Source organism: Pseudomonas sp. BE134 (assembly GCF_031456105.1).
Classification (GTDB): domain Bacteria; phylum Pseudomonadota; class Gammaproteobacteria; order Pseudomonadales; family Pseudomonadaceae; genus Aquipseudomonas.
The window spans coordinates 99,561-113,768 of record NZ_JAVDUA010000013.1 but is presented as its reverse complement, the minus strand read 5'-3'; the positions used below and the strand labels follow the sequence as shown (position 1 = coordinate 113,768).

15 protein-coding genes are annotated in these 14,208 nt (G+C 61.3%); 11 read left to right on the top strand and 4 right to left on the bottom strand.

Annotation, left to right across the window (positions count from 1 at the left end):
* Positions 1 to 26: 26 nt before the first annotated feature.
* The 3 genes from feaR to paaY form a co-directional block, all read right to left on the bottom strand.
* Positions 27 to 941, bottom strand: a complete 915-nt coding sequence (feaR, locus tag J2Y56_RS13115) for a transcriptional regulator FeaR (RefSeq protein ID WP_007945365.1) — start codon at positions 939 to 941, stop codon at positions 27 to 29.
* 85 nt (positions 942 to 1,026) lie between these two features.
* Entirely contained in the window at positions 1,027 to 1,950 is a 924-nt protein-coding gene (gene paaX / locus J2Y56_RS13110) for a phenylacetic acid degradation operon negative regulatory protein PaaX (RefSeq protein WP_007945366.1), read from the bottom strand.
* A 207-nt stretch (positions 1,951 to 2,157) separates the two neighbouring features.
* Positions 2,158 to 2,754, bottom strand: coding sequence for a phenylacetic acid degradation protein PaaY (paaY, locus tag J2Y56_RS13105; RefSeq protein WP_007945367.1), 597 nt, complete (start codon positions 2,752 to 2,754; stop codon positions 2,158 to 2,160).
* A gap of 372 nt (positions 2,755 to 3,126) precedes the next feature.
* Between paaY and paaF the strand changes: the two genes are divergently transcribed.
* From paaF to paaK, 6 genes are all read left to right on the top strand, one after another.
* On the top strand, positions 3,127 to 3,900 hold the full coding sequence (paaF, locus tag J2Y56_RS13100; protein WP_007945368.1) for a 2,3-dehydroadipyl-CoA hydratase PaaF: 774 nt from the start codon (positions 3,127 to 3,129) through the stop codon (positions 3,898 to 3,900).
* Between the two features lie 52 nt (positions 3,901 to 3,952).
* Entirely contained in the window at positions 3,953 to 4,744 is a 792-nt protein-coding gene (gene paaG, locus J2Y56_RS13095; RefSeq protein ID WP_033049192.1) for a 2-(1,2-epoxy-1,2-dihydrophenyl)acetyl-CoA isomerase PaaG, read from the top strand.
* Positions 4,745 to 4,747: 3 nt separating this feature from the next.
* On the top strand, positions 4,748 to 6,265 hold the full coding sequence (paaH, locus tag J2Y56_RS13090) for a 3-hydroxyacyl-CoA dehydrogenase PaaH (protein WP_007945371.1): 1,518 nt from the start codon (positions 4,748 to 4,750) through the stop codon (positions 6,263 to 6,265).
* A complete protein-coding gene (gene paaI, locus J2Y56_RS13085) occupies positions 6,258 to 6,707 on the top strand; it encodes a hydroxyphenylacetyl-CoA thioesterase PaaI (RefSeq protein WP_310350569.1) in 450 nt (149 codons plus the stop codon). Before paaH ends, paaI begins: the two co-directional genes overlap by 8 nt.
* Positions 6,700 to 7,911: a 3-oxoadipyl-CoA thiolase gene (gene pcaF / locus J2Y56_RS13080; protein WP_007945378.1), complete on the top strand. Its 1,212-nt coding sequence runs from the start codon at positions 6,700 to 6,702 to the stop codon at positions 7,909 to 7,911. The genes paaI and pcaF overlap by 8 nt, the downstream gene beginning before the upstream one ends.
* A 98-nt stretch (positions 7,912 to 8,009) precedes the next feature.
* A complete protein-coding gene (gene paaK, locus J2Y56_RS13075) occupies positions 8,010 to 9,335 on the top strand; it encodes a phenylacetate--CoA ligase PaaK (protein WP_033049189.1) in 1,326 nt (441 codons plus the stop codon).
* A gap of 177 nt (positions 9,336 to 9,512) precedes the next feature.
* Here paaK and J2Y56_RS13070 read toward each other — a convergent pair whose 3' ends face one another.
* A complete protein-coding gene (locus tag J2Y56_RS13070) occupies positions 9,513 to 9,956 on the bottom strand; it encodes a hypothetical protein (protein WP_310350565.1) in 444 nt (147 codons plus the stop codon).
* A gap of 511 nt (positions 9,957 to 10,467) precedes the next feature.
* Here J2Y56_RS13070 and paaA point away from each other — a divergent pair.
* From paaA to paaE, 5 genes are read left to right on the top strand one after another with little or no spacing between them, the layout of a single operon-like run.
* The gene (paaA, locus tag J2Y56_RS13065; RefSeq protein ID WP_007943392.1) at positions 10,468 to 11,457 is read left to right on the top strand and encodes a 1,2-phenylacetyl-CoA epoxidase subunit PaaA; all 990 of its coding nucleotides are present in this window, start codon (positions 10,468 to 10,470) and stop codon (positions 11,455 to 11,457) included.
* A 27-nt stretch (positions 11,458 to 11,484) separates the two neighbouring features.
* On the top strand, positions 11,485 to 11,766 hold the full coding sequence (paaB, locus tag J2Y56_RS13060; RefSeq protein ID WP_007943393.1) for a 1,2-phenylacetyl-CoA epoxidase subunit PaaB: 282 nt from the start codon (positions 11,485 to 11,487) through the stop codon (positions 11,764 to 11,766).
* A gap of 8 nt (positions 11,767 to 11,774) precedes the next feature.
* Positions 11,775 to 12,536: a 1,2-phenylacetyl-CoA epoxidase subunit PaaC gene (gene paaC, locus J2Y56_RS13055; protein ID WP_007943394.1), complete on the top strand. Its 762-nt coding sequence runs from the start codon at positions 11,775 to 11,777 to the stop codon at positions 12,534 to 12,536.
* On the top strand, positions 12,523 to 13,056 hold the full coding sequence (paaD, locus tag J2Y56_RS13050; RefSeq protein WP_007943395.1) for a 1,2-phenylacetyl-CoA epoxidase subunit PaaD: 534 nt from the start codon (positions 12,523 to 12,525) through the stop codon (positions 13,054 to 13,056). Before paaC ends, paaD begins: the two co-directional genes overlap by 14 nt.
* Positions 13,057 to 13,089: 33 nt before the next feature.
* The gene (gene paaE / locus J2Y56_RS13045) at positions 13,090 to 14,166 is read left to right on the top strand and encodes a 1,2-phenylacetyl-CoA epoxidase subunit PaaE (RefSeq protein ID WP_007943396.1); all 1,077 of its coding nucleotides are present in this window, start codon (positions 13,090 to 13,092) and stop codon (positions 14,164 to 14,166) included.
* The last annotated feature ends 42 nt before the right edge of the window (positions 14,167 to 14,208 follow it).

Here is a 14,208-nt window from a genome sequence, read left to right as displayed (position 1 = left end):
TGAATTACGGTGTATTCAGGGGATGATCAGGCGCGAGTCTTTCGGTATTCACCGGGGGAAATGCCGAACCGCGATTTGAACGCGGTGGAGAAGTAGCTCGAATCGGAGAAACCCCAGGAGTAACCCAGCACCGACAGCTTCTCTTCGGTGTGCGATTGGCGCAGGGATTGGGCGCACAGATCCAGTCGGCGATTCTTGATGTATTTCGCCACCACCAACCCCTTCTTGGCAAAGATCCGGTACAGCCCCCGCACCGACATGCCGACTTCCCGCGCCAGCCATTCCGGGCACAGGTCCTCTGAACGAATGTTTTCGTCGATGCATTCCAGCGTTTTGCGAAAGATGCGCTCGTGCAAATCGTTGCCGTCTTCGGTTTGACTGATGGCCGGGCGCAGCAGGCTGACAATCGCTTCCAGCGTCGCCTCGCTTTCCGGCAGGCTGAGGGTATCTTGCTGCGCAGCGTCGAGAATCAAACGGTGAGAGAGCATCGCCATCGGCGACGTCGCGGCGATGCGGTGACCGCACCTCACCTGGTTGAAGCGCAAGGATTGCTCAATCAGCGGCGAGGGCAGAATCAGCGACAACTGCCGGGAGTTTTCACTGTAGGTAAATTCACTGGGGCGCGAGGCGTCGATCAGGGTGATGTCGCCGGCGCGGAGCAACACTTTGTTGTCGTCCTGGGCCATGCCCGCCGTGCCGTCGAGCTGGAACACCGCAAAGTATTTGCCGCCCTCGCCCGCCGCGACTTGCGCAGGCGTTCGGTACAGCCGCGCCTGGCAAGCGTCGACAAAACTCAGTTTCAGCGCACCGCTGCGGTGTTCCCGGATCTGCCCGGAAAACCCGGCACCCAGGGTTTGCCCATTGAAGGCGCCACAAATCTGGTTGATCTGATGGATCCACTGATCAAATCCATCACGGCGCTGTGCAGTTGCAGAAATCATGTCAGGCCTCACGCAGGCTTGTTTTTATTGTCTACGCCAATCCTCATGTTTTCCCTAACCACCTTGCTCCCACTGCAATGACGGGCTACTTCAGCCCGCCAAACCGTCGATAGAAACTTTCACCCACGTCCGGCAACGGGCCATCGGCGGTTTCCAGTGCACTGTTCAACCATTCCTCGGCTTTGGCGTAGATCAACCGGTAAATGTTGCGGCACAACTGGCGCGCGGCCCGACCTTCCCAATCGCCAGGCAGTAACTCGTCCGGCAGTTGCGGGTCGCGCAGCAGCAATTTGCGGTATTCATGAATAAGCAGGACCCGTGCCAGGAAGCAGTCGCACGGTTGCAGGTTCTCCTGCTCGCGAAGCGCTTGCCAGAGCGGTCGGAACAGCTGGATGAACTCGCTGTAATGGGTCGCCAGTTCTTCGATGTTCCAGCTTTCCTTCACCTGCAGGCGCAGCGCCTTGGACGCCAGGACGTCCTGCGCCGTGGTTTCGAAAACGATGGTCTCTTCCTGGGCGCCGAGGTCGAGCAAGGTCGCGTTGAGATCGCTGCGGTCGATGCGCGGGCACGCCAGCACCGCCGGCGAAATCGCACCAAAACCTTGCCATTCCAGTTCTTCGCGCACTTGTTTGCGCTTGTCCTGCGTCAGCTGCGTGAGCATCACCAGGCACCAGGAACCGTCCCACGCAGGCACAGTGGAGCTGTAAACGCGCTTGAATGCCTTGTCGAAACGCCGCCGACCGGTGCCCGTCAGGCTGTAATAGCTGCGACGCCCGACTTTCTCGGCGGTCAGCCAGCCTTCCTTGGTCAGGCGGAAGATCGACGTGCGGATCAGCCGCTCGTTGATGCCGATGGGCTCGAGCAATTGAATCAGGCTGCCCAGCCAGACTGTCCCGCCATGGGGTTCGATGGCGTCGCCATACAGCGTAATGATCAAGGAGCTGGCGCGGATCGGCGTCTGCTCCTGGAAGCGGGTAATCAGTTGGTTCAAAGGTGTCAGGGACGACATGGGCGTACCGGGCTGGAAAAAGAAAAGGAATATACCGGTTTCATACGACTCACAAGTACCCGTGTAGCAGCTGCCGAAGGCTGCGTCCGGCTGCGAAGCAGTCGTAGATCCTGAGCATGCGGTGTTTCAGAAAAATCGTATCGGCCCGATGGCGACTGCTTCGCAGCCGGACGCAGCCTTCGGCAGCTGCTACAGGGGCCACATCGTTCACTGGGTGCTGCCTTTGGGGCGAAAGCCGCTGTCACTGATGCGTGGTCGGTCGGGTTCCGGCTCGGTCAGCGGTTCGCACACTTGCATCTGTTCCAGGCAACGCTTGGCCAGTTGCTGATACTCGCGGGTCCCCGCCTGTTTCCACGACACCTCTTCATCGCTGAGACCGCGCTTGATGCTGGCCGGCGCGCCCATGACCAGTGACTGTTCGGGGCATTCGAAACCGGCCTTGACGAACGCCGCCGCCGACACGAACGAGCGCGGGCCAATGCGTGCGTTGTCCATCACCACGGCATTCATGCCCACCAACGCGTCGGCACCGATCCGGCAACCGTGCAACACCGCACCATGCCCGATGTGGCCATTGCGCTCGATCACCGTGTCACTGTCCGGGAAACCGTGCATCACGCAGGTGTCCTGCAGGTTTGCGCCCTCCTCCAGCACGATCCGCCCGAAGTCCCCGCGCAAACTCGCCAGCGGCCCCACGTAACAATGCGGGCCGACGATCACGTCGCCGATCAGCACCGCGGACGGATGAACATAAGCAGTGGGATCAACCACCGGGGTCAAGCCATCGAGGCTGTAGCAGGTCATGGGACATTCCTTCAAGCGCGGTGCCGGGCGTATTCGCAAAGCGATGCCGATAGTGACTCATTTTGTATCACATCACTTTTGCCAGCACAAAGACTAAAACTCCGTATCACTTAAACACGCCCTCAATGAATGTCGGTTGAACCCGTCTATATTTGCCGTATCGCCCAATAAAACCGGCAATTGCCCGCTAGTCTGCCTACTCTGAACGCGAACCTACAGCCGCTTACCATTCGTCATTAAGACACATTTAATGCAACACACTATTGTATTTGCGTATCACGTTATAGGTATACTCCGGCAAAACCGGCCTACCGCGCCGATCCAATAATGAGCCGGCATTGCAGCCGAGCACCCACCGTGAGGGCATCTGCCATGCCTCTAACCCTTGCTGTCGAGATCATCGAGCCGGGCGTCCGCCTGATTACCCTGCAACGCCCGCAGGCGCTGAATGCCCTGACCACCGAGCTGCTCGGTGAGCTGGCCGATGAACTGAACGCCGCACAAGCCGATCCCGAGACCCGTGTCGTGGTCCTGACTGGCAGCCGCAAAGCCTTTGCAGCCGGTGCCGACATCAAGGAAATGGCCGAGCGCAATCTGGTCGGCATCCTCGACGACCCGCGCCAGGCGTCGTGGCAAACCATCACCCGCTTCAACAAACCGCTGATCGCCGCCGTCAACGGCTTCGCCCTCGGCGGTGGCTGCGAACTGGCGATGCACGCCGACATCATTGTTGCCGGTGAAGAGGCTCGTTTTGGTCAGCCGGAAATCAATCTCGGGATCATGCCCGGCGCTGGCGGCACCCAACGCCTGCTGCGTGCCGTCGGTAAATCCATGGCTATGCAAATGGTCCTGACCGGTGAGCCGATCGACGCCCGCCAGGCGCAACGCGCCGGCCTGGTCAGCGAAGTGACCCAGCCGGAATTCACCGTCGAACGCGCCTTGCAGATCGCCCGCAGCATTGCCGACAAAGCACCGCTTGCGGTTCGTCTGGCCAAGGAAGCACTGCTCAAGGCCATGGACACCGACCTCGCCAGCGGCCTGCGTTTCGAGCGCCACGCCTTCACCGTGCTGGCCGGCACCCGCGACCGCGATGAAGGCATCCGAGCCTTCCAGGAAAAACGCACGCCGACCTTCACTGGCCAGTAATCACCCGCCCTTTAATAAAAAAGCGAACGACCTCCCAGAGAGCGCCATGACCATGAATTTCGAACATATCCTGTTTTCCATCGAAGCCGGTGTCGCCCTGCTCAGCCTCAATCGTCCGGATCAGCTCAACAGCTTCAACGCGCAGATGCACGGTGAAGTGAAGGAAGCCCTGAAACAGGTCCGGCTGAACCCGGACGTGCGAGTGTTGCTGCTGACCGGTGAAGGTCGCGGCTTCTGCGCCGGGCAAGACCTCAGCGACCGCAATGTGGCGCCAGGGAGCGCCGTGCCGGACCTGGGCGAGTCCATCGAGAAGTTCTACAACCCACTGATCCGCCAATTGCGCGACCTGCCGCTGCCGGTGATCTGCGCGGTCAACGGCGTGGCCGCCGGCGCTGGCGCCAACATTCCGCTGGCCTGCGACCTGGTGCTGGCAGCGCGTTCAGCGAGCTTCATTCAAGCCTTCTGCAAAATCGGCCTGATCCCCGATTCCGGTGGCACCTGGACCTTGCCGCGCCTGGTCGGCATGGCCCGCGCCAAGGCATTGGCATTGCTCGGCAACCGTTTGACCGCTGAACAAGCCGAGCAATGGGGCTTGATCTATCGCTGCGTGGAAGACGCCGAACTGCGCGATGAAGCGCTGAAACTCGCCCGACACCTGGCCACACAACCGACCTACGGCCTGGCACTGATCAAGCGCAGCCTGAACGCCAGCCTGAGCAACACCTTTGACGAACAGTTGGAACTGGAAAAAGACCTGCAACGCCTGGCCGGGCGCAGCGAGGATTACCGTGAAGGCGTCGGCGCCTTCATGGAAAAACGCAGCCCAAGCTTCAAGGGGCGCTGAGTCATGACCGCACTGAACATTAATGCGCGCATCGCGGTGATCGGCGCCGGGGCCATGGGCGCCGGGATTGCGCAGGTCGCGGCACAGGCCGGGCACACCGTGCTGCTGCTGGACAACCGCCCCGGCGCGGCGGCGCAAGCCATCGAAGGCATTGGTCGACAACTGGGCAAACGTGTCGACAACGGCAAACTTTCGGCAGAATCACGCTCGGCCACCCTCGCCCGTTTGGTGGCGGTGGAAGCCATCGAAGCGCTGGCCGATTGCGCGCTGGTCATCGAAGCCATCGTCGAGAACCTTGAGGTCAAGCGCGCCCTCTTCCGCCAACTGGAAGAGATCTGCGGTGAGCGCTGCATTCTGGCCAGCAACACCTCGTCGCTGTCGATCACCAGCATCGCCGCGCAACTGAATCACCCGCAACGCGTGCTCGGCCTGCACTTCTTCAACCCGGCGCCGGTCATGGCGCTGGTGGAAATCGTCTCGGGCCTGGCCAGCGATCCGGCCTTGGCCGCCTGCCTGTACGACACCGCCAAGGCCTGGGGCAAAAAACCGGTGCACACCCGTTCGACACCGGGTTTCATCGTCAACCGCGTGGCTCGGCCGTATTACGCCGAGAGCTTGCGCCTGCTTCAGGAAGGCGCTGCGGACTGCCCGACCCTGGATGCGCTGATGCGCGATGCCGGTGGCTTTGCGATGGGCGCTTTCGAACTGACCGATTTGATCGGTCATGACGTGAACTATGCCGTGACCTGTTCGGTGTTCGACGCCTATTACGGCGACACACGCTTCTTGCCTTCGTTGATCCAGAAAGAACTGGTGGACGCCGGGCGTCTGGGACGCAAAAGCGGCCATGGCTTCTATAGCTACGCCGAAGGTGCCGTGCGGCCGCAACCGATCACCTTCAACAGCGAACAACCCGTTGAAACCTGTGTGATCGAAGGTGATCTCGGGATCGCCAACGCGTTGATCCCACGCTTGCGTGAATACCAGATGGAAGTCATTCAGCGCGACGGCCAGGGCCTGCTGCGAGTCGGTGACACGGTATTGGCGCTGAGCGACGGGCGCACGGCCTGTCAGCGCGCCAAGGAAGACGGGGTGCGCAATCTGATCCTGCTCGACCTCGCATTCGATTACAGCAAGGCCAGCCGCATCGCCATCAGCTACGCGGCCGGCATCGAGCCCTCCGCGCTCGAACAGGGTGTCGCGCTGCTGCAGCGGGCCGGCTTCACCGTCAGCGTACTCAGCGACAGCCCGGCCCTCGCCGTGTTGCGCACCGTTGCCATGCTCGCCAACGAAGCCGCCGACGCCGTGCTGCAAGGCGTGGCCTCGGCTGCCGACATCGATCTGGCCATGCGCGCCGGGGTCAACTATCCCCAAGGTCCACTGGCCTGGGCGGATGCCATCGGCCTTGAGCATGTGCTCAAGGTGCTGGAAAACCTGCAAGCCAGTTACGGCGAAGAACGCTATCGGCCGTCGCTGCTGTTGCGCCAACGCGTCGCCGAAGGGAGAACTTTTCATGACTAATCACGAAGCGCTGAGCATGGCCAGCGACTGCGCACAATCGCTGTTCAACCGCGACACCGCCAGTCAGGCGATGGGCATGCGCCTGCTCTCGGCGGCCCCCGGCAGCGCCTGCGTCGGCATGAGCGTGCGCGCCGACATGATCCAGGGCCAAGGCACCTGCCACGGCGGCTACCTGTTTGCTCTCGCCGACTCGGCGTTTGCCTTTGCCTGCAACAGCTACAACGAAGCCACGGTGGCCATCGGTTGCAGCATCGACTACATCGCCCCGGCACACCTGGGCGACACCTTGACCGCCGATTGCACCGAGCAAAGCCGCTCCGGGCGCACCGGCAACTACGACGTTCGTATCGAAAACCAACTGGGCCGGCTGATTGCGCTGTTCCATGGCAAATCCTACAAAGTGCGCGGCGCAGTACTGCCGCAGGAGAACCCGAATGAATGACGCCTTGATCATCGACGCGGTGCGGACCCCGATCGGTCGCTATGCCGGTGCCTTGAGCAGCGTGCGCGCCGACGACCTCGGCGCGGTGCCGCTGCGCGAATTGCTGCGCCGCCACCCACAGGTCGACTGGACGTCCGTTGATGATGTGATCTACGGCTGCGCCAACCAGGCCGGCGAAGACAACCGCAACGTCGCCCGCATGTCGGCGCTGCTGGCAGGCTTGCCAGTCAGCGTGCCCGGCACCACGCTCAACCGTTTGTGCGGTTCCGGGCTCGACGCCATCGGCACCGCAGCGCGAGCGATTCGCTGTGGCGAGGCCGGGCTGATGCTGGTCGGCGGCGTCGAATCGATGTCCCGTGCGCCACTGGTGATGGGCAAGGCCGAGCAGGCGTTTTCCCGTGACGCGCAGATCTACGACACCACCATTGGCTGGCGTTTCGTCAATCCGCTGATGAAGAAAACTTTCGGCATCGACTCCATGCCGGAAACCGCCGAGAACGTCGCTGAGCAGTTCAACATTTCCCGTGCCGACCAAGACGCCTTCGCCCTGCGCAGCCAGCAACGCGCCGGCGCGGCCCAGGCCAGCGGGCGCTTGGCCAAAGAAATCGTCGCGGTAGAAATTCCCCAGCGCAAAGGCCCGGCCAAAGTCGTCGAACACGATGAGCACCCGCGCGGCGACACCACGCTGGAGCAATTGCAAAAACTCGGCACACCGTTCCGCGAAGGCGGCAGCATCACTGCCGGCAACGCCTCCGGGGTCAACGACGGCGCCTGCGCGCTGCTGCTGGCCAGCCCGGAAGTTGCCAAACGCCACGGCCTGAAGGCTCGCGGCCGGGTGGTCGCCATGGCCACCGCCGGTGTCGAGCCGCGCATCATGGGCATCGGCCCGGTGCCGGCAACGCGCAAAGTGCTGGAACTGGCCAACCTGAGCCTGGCCGACATGGACGTGATCGAACTCAACGAAGCCTTCGCCGCACAAGGTCTGGCGGTGCTGCGCGAGTTGGGCCTGGGCGATACCGACCCTCGCGTCAACCCGAACGGCGGCGCGATTGCCCTGGGTCATCCGCTGGGCATGAGTGGCGCGCGACTGGTGACCACCGCCCTGCATGAGCTTGAGGAACGGAATGGCCGCTATGCCCTGTGCACCATGTGCATCGGCGTTGGCCAAGGCATCGCGCTGATCATCGAGCGCTTATCCGACTAAAGAATCGCGATTCCCAAGGAGCCGAGAGGTATCCTTGGGGCATGCACTCAAGCCCTGCCATGGCGGGGTCGGAACACAACAATAATTCGAGTGAAGTTATGAACATGCCAATTGCCAAAGCCGTGCTTGATCCCGTGCTGGACCCGCTGGAAACCGCCAGCATCGACGAATTGCGTCAACACCAGCTGGATCGACTGCGCTGGAGCCTGAACCACGCCTACAACAATGTGCCGCTGTACCGTCAGCGCTTCGATGCCCTGGGCGTGCACCCGGACGACATCAAATCGCTGGAAGACCTGGCAAAGTTTCCGTTCACCACCAAAAACGACCTGCGCGATAACTACCCCTACGGCATGTTTGCCGTGCCGATGAACGAAGTCGTGCGCCTGCACGCCTCCAGCGGCACCACCGGCAAACCGACTGTCGTCGGCTACACCCAGAACGACATCGATACCTGGGCCAACGTCGTTGCCCGTTCGATTCGCGCAGCCGGCGGTCGTCGTGGCGACAAGGTGCATATTTCCTATGGCTACGGCCTGTTCACCGGCGGCCTCGGCGCCCACTACGGTGCTGAACGCCTGGGTTGCACGGTGATTCCGATGTCCGGTGGCCAAACCGAGAAACAGGTGCAACTGATCAAGGATTTCCAGCCGGACATCATCATGGTCACGCCGTCCTACATGCTCAACATCGCCGATGAAATCGAGCGCCAGGGCATCGACCCGCACAAACTGGCCCTGCGCCTGGGCATCTTTGGCGCCGAGCCGTGGACCGGCGAACTGCGCAGCGCCATCGAGAACCGCCTGGGCATCACCGCGCTAGACATCTACGGCCTGTCGGAAATCATGGGCCCGGGCGTCGCCATGGAATGCGCCGAAACCAAGGACGGGCCGACGATCTGGGAAGACCACTTCTACCCGGAAATCATCGACCCGATCACCGGCGAAGTGCTGCCGGACGGGCAGATGGGCGAACTGGTGTTCACCTCCCTGAGCAAAGAAGCCTTGCCGATGATCCGCTACCGCACCCGCGACCTGACGCGCCTGCTGCCAGGCACCGCGCGGCCGATGCGTCGGATCGACAAAATCACCGGGCGCAGCGATGACATGCTGATCATCCGTGGGGTCAATGTGTTCCCGACGCAGATCGAGGAGCAGGTGCTGAAAATAAAACAGCTTTCAGAATCCTATGAGATCCATCTGTATCGCAATGGCAACCTGGACAGTGTGGATGTGCATGTGGAGCTCAAGGCTGAACATCAACACCTGAGCGATGAACAGCAAAAGGCTGTTTGTGGCGAGTTGAGTCGGCATATCAAGACGTATATCGGGATCAGTTCGCGGATTGTTTTGCAGCCAATGCATTCGATCAAGCGCTCTGAGGGCAAGGCTTGTCACGTGATGGACAAACGCCCGAAAGCATGACTGCTGCACCTTTATGACCCCGCTTATGCGGGGTTTTTTTGTCTGATCGCACGCCTTTCTGTGGGAGCGAGCCTGCTCGCGAAGACGGCCTGACAGCCAACCTCACTTCTACGGATGTACCCGGTTCCTGTAGGAGCTGGCTTGCCAGCGAAGACGGCCTGGCAGCCGACCATTTTCTCACTGGTGTACATATCCATTTCTGCGGTTACGGCGGCTGACGGTTTCGCTCTTACAGCGACTCACTTTTCCAAACGCCGAAAAGTAAGCAAAAGGCTTTGCCCCTCCATTCGGTGCCTCGCCCAGGCTCGGCATGCCCTCACTCCGGCATTGCTCCGGGGGCCCGCCGCCATCGGCCATCCATGGCCGGGGGCGGCTACCGCGGCATCCTTGCCGCGGTGCCCCCTGCGCAACGCCTGCGTTCGGCCTCTGGGAAAGGGGCAAAAGATCAAAATCAAGATCAAAAGCAAAAGCAAAGGCAGAGGCAGAGGCAGAGGCAGAGGCAGAGGCAAAGGCAAAGGCAAAGGCAAAGGCAAAGGCAAAGGCAAAGGCAAAAGCAAAGGCAAAGGCAAAGGCAAAGGCAAAGGCAAGATCAACAGCTTCGCAGGATTGGTCGGCTGCCAAGCCGCCTTCGCTGGCAAGCCAGCTCCTACAGTAGATCGGCGTACAGCCCTGCTTCTCACCACTCAATAGGCCGAGCGTTAGCTCGCCTGCAGCTTTTGATTTTGACGCACCGCCCCCTCGAGAGGCCGAGTGGAGGTTCTGCGCAGTGGGCAACCCGGCATGGATGCCGGGTTAGCCGCCCCCGGCCATGGATGGCCGATGGCGGCGGGCCCACGGAGCAGGACCGGAGCGAGGGCATGCCGAGCCTCGGCGAGGCACCGAACGAAAGGGGCAAGAGCCCTTGGTTACTTGGGGCTTTTCCAAGTGACTCGCTGTAAGAGCGAAACCGCCAGTCGCCGTTACCGCAAAAACGGATATGCCCCCCCATAACAATTTCACCCCCAAAAACGACCACTCATCCCAAAGCGATACAAAAACACATGCGACACGATATTTTGTGTTTGATATTAAATTCTGTATCGCTTATAAAGTTCTCCATGCCTTCAAACAGAATAAAGGCGGGAGACCCCCCATGTACGCACAGCTCGTAGAAACCGGCGTAAAGCGCATCAAAGACCTGTCGGAGATGTCCGAACAGGAACGCGCCTTCCAGGAAAAAATCGATTCAGAAATCAAGATCGAAGCCAAAAACTGGATGCCTGATGCCTATCGCCAGACCCTGATCCGGCAGATCTCCCAGCACGCCCACTCGGAAATCGTCGGCATGCTGCCCGAAGGCAACTGGGTCACCCGCGCACCAACGCTCAAACGCAAACTGCAATTGATGGCCAAGATTCAGGACGAAGCCGGCCACGGCCTGTACCTCTACAGCGCCATGGAAACCCTGGGCGCCGACCGCGATGAAGAAATCGCCAAGCTGCACAGCGGCAAGGCCAAGTATTCGAGCATTTTCAATTACCCGACGCTGAACTGGGCCGACATGGGCGCGGTGGGCTGGCTGGTGGACGGTGCTGCCATCGTCAACCAGGTGGTATTGCAGCGCACGTCCTACGGCCCCTACTCCCGGGCCATGGTGCGCATCTGCAAGGAAGAAAGTTTCCACCAGCGCCAGGGCTACGAAATCCTCCTGACCATGATGCGTCACGGTAATCAGGCGCAAAAAGACATGGTCCAGGACGCGATCAACCGCCTGTGGTGGCCGTCGCTGATGATGTTCGGCCCAAGCGACGAACACTCGCCGAACAGCGCCCAGTCCATGGCCTGGAAAATCAAGCGCCAGAGCAACGACGAACTGCGCCAGCGCTTCATAGACCAAACCATCCCGCAGCTGGAACTGCTGGGCTGCACCTGCCCTGACCCGGACTTGAAGTGGAACGCCGAAACCGGTCACTACGACTTCGGCGAGATCCAATGGAGCGAATTCTACGAAGTGCTCAAGGGCAATGGCCCGTGCAACCAGGAACGCGTCACCACTCGCCGCAAGGCGATTGAAGACGGTGCCTGGGTTCGTGAAGCCGCCGTCGCCCACGCCCGCAAACAACAGAACAAGAACGCCGCCTGATCGGCCACCTGATGTGGAGTCATTGAAATGTCTGAATGGACCCTTTTTGAAGTCTTCGTGCGCAGCAAGCACGGCCTCAACCACAAGCACGTTGGCAGTGTCCACGCCGCCGACACCACCATGGCCATCGAAAACGCCCGCGAGTTGTATACCCGTCGCAGCGAAGGCGTGAGCCTGTGGGTTGTGCCGTCGGCACTGATTACCGCTTCGTCGCCGGATGAAAAAGACCCGCTGTTCGATCCGTCGGACGACAAGGTCTACCGCCACGCCAGCTTCTACGAGCTGCCGGCCGAAGTCGGGCACATGTGAGGTCGACCATGAATAACCAGACTGATCTGATCGAATACCTGCTGCGCCTCGGCGACAGCGCCCTGATCCAGGGCCAGCGCCTGTGCCAATGGTGCGGCAAGGCCCCGGCACTGGAAGAAGAACTGGCGTTGATGAACGTCGGCCTCGACCTGGTGGGCCAGGCGCGCAACTGGCTGGATTACGCCGCCGAACTGCTGAACGACGGCCGCGATGCCGATGACCTGGCGTTCCGCCGAGATGAGCGTGCCTATCGCAACCTGTTGCTGGTCGAACAACCGAACGGCGATTACGCGGTGACCATCCTCAAGCAATTCCTGTATGACGCCTGGCACCTGTCAGTACTCAGCGGCCTGAGCCAGTCCAGCGACGAACGCATCGCCGGGATTGCCGCCAAAGCCGTCAAGGAAGTCACCTATCACCTGCGCCGCTCCGGCGAGTGGGTCGAGCGCTTGGGCGACGGTACAGAAGAAAGCCATCGCAGGATGCTCGACGCAATCCCTGAGGTTTGGCGTTTCACTGTCGAACTGACCAGCGCTGATGACAGCGAACAACGCCTGTGCGACGCCGGCATCACCCCGGACACCGCGCAAGTCGCCGCTGCCTGGCAAGCCAAGGTCAACCAGATTTTTGCCAGCGCCACCCTGCCCGTACCGGCCGCGCCGAGCTATTTCTACCTGAATGCACGCAAGGGCCTGCACACCGAGCACCTGGGCATTCTGCTGGCCGAAATGCAGTTTTTGCCACGAGCGTACCCCGATGCGACCTGGTGAGCTGATCGCCAGCGACCTCGGCGCCCGGCCGGCACAACCGACCGACCTGGCGGCCGCGTGGGCGACCCTGGCGCAGGTCATGGACCCGGAAGTGCCGGTGGTCAGCGTAGTCGACCTCGGTATCGTGCGCGATCTCGACTGGCAGGCCGGGCACTTGCACGTGGTGGTCACACCGACCTACTCCGGCTGCCCCGCTACTGAAGTGATCGAAAGCGATATCCGCGAGGCTCTGGAGCTGGCCGGGTTCAAGGCGCCGCAACTGGAACGCAAATTGACCCCGGCGTGGACCACCGACTGGATCAGCGCCAGTGGTCGTGAACGCCTGCGCGCCTACGGCATCGCACCGCCCGAGGGCAGCACCAGCAAGCGCAGCCTGCTCGGCGAAAGCCCGGTGATCCTCTGTCCGCAGTGCGGCAGCGCCCACACCGAAGTGCTCAGCGAGTTCGGTTCCACCGCGTGCAAGGCGCTGTACCGCTGCGTCGATTGCCGGGAACCGTTCGACTATTTCAAGTGCATCTGAGCGGCAATCGGCCGTCCCAGCTGGAGAACAATAATGAGTAAATTTCACAGCCTGACCATCAAGGACGTGCGCACCGAGACCCGTGACGCGGTGTCCATCGCCTTCGAGATTCCGCAGCACCTGCAAGACAGTTTTCACTTTACCCAGGGCCAGCACCTGGTGATGCGCACTCAGCTGGATGGCGAAGAAGTACGCCGTTCCTACTCGATTTGCACCGGGGTCAACGACGGTGAACTGCGCGTCGCTATCAAGCGTGTGTCAGGCGGGCGGTTTTCGGCGTTTGCCAATGAGCAATTGAAAGCCGGGCATAGCCTGGAAGTCATGCCGCCCGCCGGGCATTTCTGCGTCGAGCTCGATCCGGCTCGCCATGGCAATTACCTGGCCGTCGCGGCCGGCAGCGGCATCACACCGATCCTGTCGATCATCAAGACCACCCTGGAAACCGAACCGCACAGCCGCGTCACGCTGCTGTACGGCAACCGTTCCAGTTCCGGTGCCTTGTTCCGCGAACAACTGGAAGACCTGAAAAACCGCTACTTGCAGCGCCTGAACCTGATCTTCGTGTTCAGCCGCGAGCAGCAGGACGTTGACCTGTACAACGGCCGGATCAACGCCGAGAAATGCGAGCAACTGTTCTCCCGCTGGCTCGACGTCAAAACCCTTGATGCGGCGTTCATTTGCGGCCCGCAGGAAATGACTGAAACCGTGCGTGACAGCCTCAAGGCCAAGGGCATGGCGTCGGAACGCATCCACTTCGAATTGTTTGCAGTCGCCGGCAGCCAGCAAAAACGTGAAGCCCGCGAGGCCGCCCGGCAATTCGATGCGGCGGTCAGCCAGATCACCGTTATCAGCGACGGTCGCGCCCTGGCTTTCGACCTGCCGCGCAACAGCCAGAGCATCCTCGACGCCGGCAACGCCCAGGGCGCCGAACTGCCCTACTCGTGCAAGGCCGGCGTGTGCTCGACCTGCAAGTGCAAGGTCATCGAAGGCGAAGTGGAAATGGACAGCAACCACGCCCTGGAAGACTACGAAGTGGCCGCCGGCTACGTGCTGTCGTGCCAGGCGTTCCCGATCAGCGACAAAGTGGTGCTGGATTTCGACCAGCTCTGAGCACTTGGCACCACGAGCCCCCGTAGCAGCTGTCGAGCCCCA